Source organism: Helicobacteraceae bacterium (assembly GCA_031258155.1).
GTDB lineage: Bacteria > Campylobacterota > Campylobacteria > Campylobacterales > SZUA-545 > JAIRNH01.
The window spans coordinates 1-5,039 of record JAIRNH010000058.1 but is presented as its reverse complement, the minus strand read 5'-3'; the positions used below and the strand labels follow the sequence as shown (position 1 = coordinate 5,039).

The 5,039-nt window shown below is 52.5% G+C and carries 5 protein-coding genes and 1 tRNA gene; all 6 read left to right on the top strand.

All coding sequences use genetic code 11. The features are described from left to right. Window positions 1-522 precede the first annotated feature (522 nt). Window positions 523-1,131, top strand: coding sequence for a DUF2796 domain-containing protein (locus tag LBF86_07965; protein ID MDR0665436.1), 609 nt, complete (start codon window positions 523-525; stop codon window positions 1,129-1,131). Window positions 1,132-1,387: 256 nt separating this feature from the next. Next, window positions 1,388-2,140: an ABC transporter ATP-binding protein gene (locus LBF86_07960; protein MDR0665435.1), complete on the top strand. Its 753-nt coding sequence runs from the start codon at window positions 1,388-1,390 to the stop codon at window positions 2,138-2,140. Next, the gene (locus LBF86_07955; protein ID MDR0665434.1) at window positions 2,137-3,405 is read left to right on the top strand and encodes an ABC transporter permease; all 1,269 of its coding nucleotides are present in this window, start codon (window positions 2,137-2,139) and stop codon (window positions 3,403-3,405) included. The genes LBF86_07960 and LBF86_07955 overlap by 4 nt, the downstream gene beginning before the upstream one ends. A 35-nt stretch (window positions 3,406-3,440) precedes the next feature. Then, on the top strand, window positions 3,441-3,974 hold the full coding sequence (locus LBF86_07950; GenBank protein ID MDR0665433.1) for a DUF3299 domain-containing protein: 534 nt from the start codon (window positions 3,441-3,443) through the stop codon (window positions 3,972-3,974). Between the two features lie 12 nt (window positions 3,975-3,986). Beyond that, window positions 3,987-4,436, top strand: a complete 450-nt coding sequence (locus LBF86_07945) for a transcriptional repressor (GenBank protein ID MDR0665432.1) — start codon at window positions 3,987-3,989, stop codon at window positions 4,434-4,436. A 64-nt stretch (window positions 4,437-4,500) separates the two neighbouring features. After that, window positions 4,501-4,576 (top strand) — tRNA-Lys (locus tag LBF86_07940). Window positions 4,577-5,039: the final 463 nt, after the last annotated feature.

Below are 5,039 nucleotides of genomic sequence, written 5' to 3'. Positions count from 1 at the left end.
AAGCTAGTAGCGATCGGCGATCACGCGTTAAACGGCGACTATCCCGCGCCCTCTTTTTATTCGTAACGCCGCCGTTTTTTTTGGAACGCCGACGATAAGCCGCCCTCTGACTTGTCGTTCTATTTGTAGCGCTTCGGCGGCTTAACGCCGCCGCTCGTTTTAGATCGCGGGAGTTCCGTCGTTTCCGTGCCCCCTATCATTCCCGCGAAGCGCCCGCTTTGGTAGGAGCGCAAGGCGCGCAGGATTGCGAGAATCCATCTCTTTTTTGCGCGCCTTCGGCGTATTTGGATACCCGTTTTCACGGGTATGACAGAGAGAGATGGATACCCGCCTTTGATTACGAAGCGCTCGCGCTTGCTCCGCGCGGTATAACGAGAAAGACGCGGTATAACGCGCTTTGACTTTCAGCGTATTACGCGAGAAAATTAGGCGGCTTTAAACGGGGCGTAATCTTGGGCGATATTTAATTTGCAATGATATATTATTGCGCTTTGCTTTTAATTCACACATCGGAGAGAGAAAATGTCTAAAAGGCTAATTTCGGCTTTGTCCGCCGCGTTGGTCGCGACGAGCGTTTACGCGGCAAGCGCGCACGAACACGGCGCGGCAAAAATGAACGTGAGCGTAGATGGTAAAGAGGTGGTAATCGAGCTGGAAACGCCTCTGGATAGCGTTCTTGGTTTTGAACGCGCGCCCAACGGCGCCAAAGAGGAACAGGCGGTCAAAGATATGGCGGCGAAATTGCGAAAAGCCGACGCGCTATTTGCGTTTTCACCCAAAGCCGAATGCAAACTCGTATCCGTAGAGCTTGAATCGGAAGTCTTGAGCGCCGAATTGCTTGGCGAAACAAACGACGGCAAGCGCGAACGCGATGATCATCGCCACGACGGCGATCATGAGGAGCATGCCGATCATCATGATGGAGATCATGACGATCACGAAGAACACGCCGATCTAGACGCGGAGTTTAATTTTGTTTGCCGGAACCCTAAAGCGTTAAGCAAGATTGACGTTAATCTGTTTAAGGCGTTTCCAAAACTAAACGAGATAGAGGCTCAAATCGTAACCGCCAAAACCCAAAACGCGGCGGAACTCAGCGCTAAGAACGCCGCTATTAACATCGCGCAATAAGCGTAGCGACGGCAAACGCCGTCGCTAAACGCGGTCATGTTCGGCGCGGGGTCCAAGAGCGTCGCCATTTGCGACGAATCGCGAAGTTTATCGACGCGGCGCGCTTTCGCCATCGCCGTAAGCCGTTTTGCGATAAAACGCGCTTGCGTCCATAGTCGTTTGTCGGTAAATCCGGACAAACGGCGGCGGCGAGCAAACAACGGTTAAACTCTAGGCGAACGTAAGCGGGGGCAATTGTTTTTTTAAGGAGGTCAAAATGTCGTCGCAAGAGAAAAAACGAGAACAGCCGCAAGAGGACGAGGCATACGCCGTTTGTTTAAAGAGCGTGAAATTTAGCCGATCAAAAAACGCGGAGACGATTTTGGATATTCCGTCTTTCACGCTTAAACGCGGCGAGCGCGTATTCATCTCCGGACCGAGCGGTTGCGGAAAAAGCACGTTATTAAGCCTGATCGCGGGCGTTTTGACGCCGCAAGAGGGCGAGATTGTCGTCGCGGGCGCGCGTATAGACGCGCTAAGCGGCGCGAAGCGGGATTGTTTTCGAGGCGATCAAATCGGCTATATTTTCCAGAGTTTTAACCTGATCTCATATCTTTCCATTGTTGAAAACGCGCTGATTCCGTGCCGCCTGTCGCGCGTTCGCCGCGATCGCGCCGCAAAGCGATTCGGAGACGAGATCAAAGCGGCTAAAGAGCTTTTGGAGCGCTTGGATCTTTCGCCCTCTTTGTGGAATAAACCGGTTTCGCGCCTCTCGGTCGGGCAGCGTCAGCGCGTCGCCGCCGCGAGAGCTTTGATAGGAAGCCCGCCTCTGCTAATCGCGGACGAACCCACCTCTTCGCTAGACGAAAACAGGCGCGAGTATTTCTTGCGCCTGCTGCTGCAGGCGTGCGCGGACGGCGGCGCGAGCCTACTGTTTGTCAGCCACGATCGGACGTTGGCTAACTCGTTTGATCGCGCCGAGCGATTCGAGGCGTTAAACCGCGTTAACGCGCGCGAGGAGCGCAAATGAGATTGGGGTATCTTTTAACGCTCGCCGCCAAAAGCGCATGGAATAGACGCGGCACGCTGTCGCTCGTCGCGTTCTCCATAGCGCTTTCGACCGCGTTGTTGCTTGGCGTGGAGCGAATCCGAACGCAGGTAAAAGAGAGTTTTGTTCAGACTATCTCCGGAACGGATCTGATCGTCGGCTCCAGAGGCGGCGATATTCAGCTTATGCTTTACGCGGCGTTTCACATAGGATCGGCGACAAACAATATGAGTTGGCAAAGCGCCGAAGCGATCGCCGCTAGATCGGACGTGGCGTGGACGATTCCCGTTTCGCTGGGCGATTCGCATAGGGGTTATCCCGTCGTCGCGACTAATTTAAATTTTTTTGAGCGCTACAAGTTTCGCGGCGATCGCAATATAGCGTTTGCCGACGGCGCGGCGTTTGCCGATCTGTTCGACGCGGTGTTGGGCGCGGAAACGGCGAAACGTCTTAAATACAAGATCGGCGATCAAATAGTATTGAGTCATGGCGAGAGCCAAACCAAATTAGCCGAACATAACGACAAGCCTTTTAGGATCGCGGGCATACTCGCTCCCACCGGAACGACGCTTGATCGCTCGCTCTATATTTCGCTAGAGGCGATGGAGGCGCTGCATATCGATTGGCAAGGCGGCGCGCCGATTCAGGGATTTAACGTCTCGCCCGAACAGGCTAGAAAGTTTAACCTAGAGCCAAAGAACATAACGGCGCTGCTTGTGGGGCTTAAAAAACGCGCCGGAGTCTTTGCGCTGCAGCGCGATATAGGCGCGTGGAAAATAGAGCCGTTGATCGGCGTTATGCCGGGCGTGGCGATGGATAAAATCTGGCGTATGAGTTCCGCGCTCGAAAACGCGCTAATGTTCGTGTCCGTTATGGTTACGATAACGGGGCTGGCGGGACTGATTTCGGCTATTTTGGCGGGATTAAACGAGCGCAGATTGGAGTTAGCCGTATTGCGATCGGCGGGCGCTAGACCCTTTGATATTGTCGCTTTGCTCGCCTTCGAGGCGCTTTTATTGACTCTGATCGGCATCATCTGCGGCGGCGGCGCGTTGACGGCGCTAATAGCGATTTTCAGCCCGATTTTAGCCAATAGCTACGGCGTCGCGCTTTATCTATCCGCGCCGAGCGCGAGCGAACTTATGTTAACGGCTGCGATCTTAGTCGCGGGATTTTGCGCGGGATTGATCCCCGCGATCAAAGCCTATCGCATAAGCCTATCCGACGGGCTTTCGATCGCCGCGTAATTTTTGGTATATAATTGCTCTCGGAGGTAACTGGTATGCGTCTTTTTATCGGCGTTATTTTTGCGCTCTGCGCGATCTGCTTTCAAACGGCGCTCGCCAAGGACGCGATCGCGTATAAGGAGCTGACGTGGGACGATCTCGTTCCGGAAGATTGGCATCCCGAAAGAATTTTTAATACCTTAAACATAGACGAACTATCCGACGACGATCCGCGCGTGGCGAGAGTGATGGAAATTTTTATGAAAGAGTGGGAAAAATCCCCCGTTAATCCAAAAATAGACGGTATGCGCATAAAATTGCCCGGTTACGTCGCGCCTTTGGATTGGGAGGAGGACGAGAAACTCGCCGAGTTTCTTCTGGTGCCGTATTTCGGCGCGTGCATTCACGTTCCGCCGCCGCCGCCAAATCAGATAATCCACGTTAAACCGAAAAAGCCGCTTAAAGACGTCGTTACTATGGATACGGTGTGGATATACGGCGTGATTCGGCTTGAAACAAGCGATTCTGGCAGTATGGGAACTTCTGGTTACGCCATGATCGCCGATAAAGTTGAACTGTATATTCAATAGGCGGGGCGAAACATGAACCTAGAAAGCCGTCTGCGTATCGCCGAAACGTTATGCGCCGATCGCGGAGCGAGGCTGACGGGGTTAAGGCGCGGCATATTAGAGGTTTTGATTAACGCCAAAACTCCGCTTAAAGCCTATGAGATTATCGATTTGATGCGCGACGAAGGCAAGCGCGTAACGCCCGCGACGATCTACCGCGTGCTGGAATTTTTGCTTGAGCAAGGACTAGCGCATAGAATTAACGCCCTTAACGCTTACGCCTCGTGCGTCGATCCGCGATCAAAGCATAGTTTGGCGATGTTTGTATGCTCGGAGTGCGGCAAGACGAAAGAGATCAGCGACGAAACGTTGATCGACGCGATTGAGGAGAGGCTAAGCAAGCTCGGATTTTCTTTGCGCGGCGGTTGCGTAGAGATACAAGGCGCGTGCGAAAGTTGCGACGGCGTAGCGGATCGCGCTTAGGTTTCGGCTAGCAAATAAAAGGCGCTATAATCTCGCCTTTCGTTTCGATCCCGCCTAAAATCGCGGGCGCGTAGCTCAGTTGGTAGAGCAGCTGACTCTTAATCAGCGGGTCTAGGGTTCGAGTCCCTACGCGCCCACCATATACAGATCGCTATAAGCCGATTTTTGCAAACAAATACAAAAAACAAGCGACCTATTCCAACGAATGTTACGCGAATAACAACTTAGCGTCGGCGTTATAGCCATATAGCGCTTTCTTAGTTAAAATTTTTTCAGATTATTGCGCCAAGCTAAGAGCCTAACATTAAAAAGATTTATGCTTTAGCGGGCGGACTGTCGCGATATTTAAAAGCGCCGCAAGATCGCTAAAAGTTTACGTTGCGCAATGACGGGCGGCGACGAATAGGCGCGGCGCGACCAAACATAAACAAACTAAACGCGATAAAAACTAAGGTTAGATCTCTGTATTACAATATGTAATTTTTCGCAACTTTAATCATTTTTAGGACATAATTCACTCCGTTTGCTTATAGACAAGGAGTCAGCGTTGTTTCTAAAACAGTTATTTGGGGGCGGCGCGCCCCCCCCCCGGGGCGGACGGGG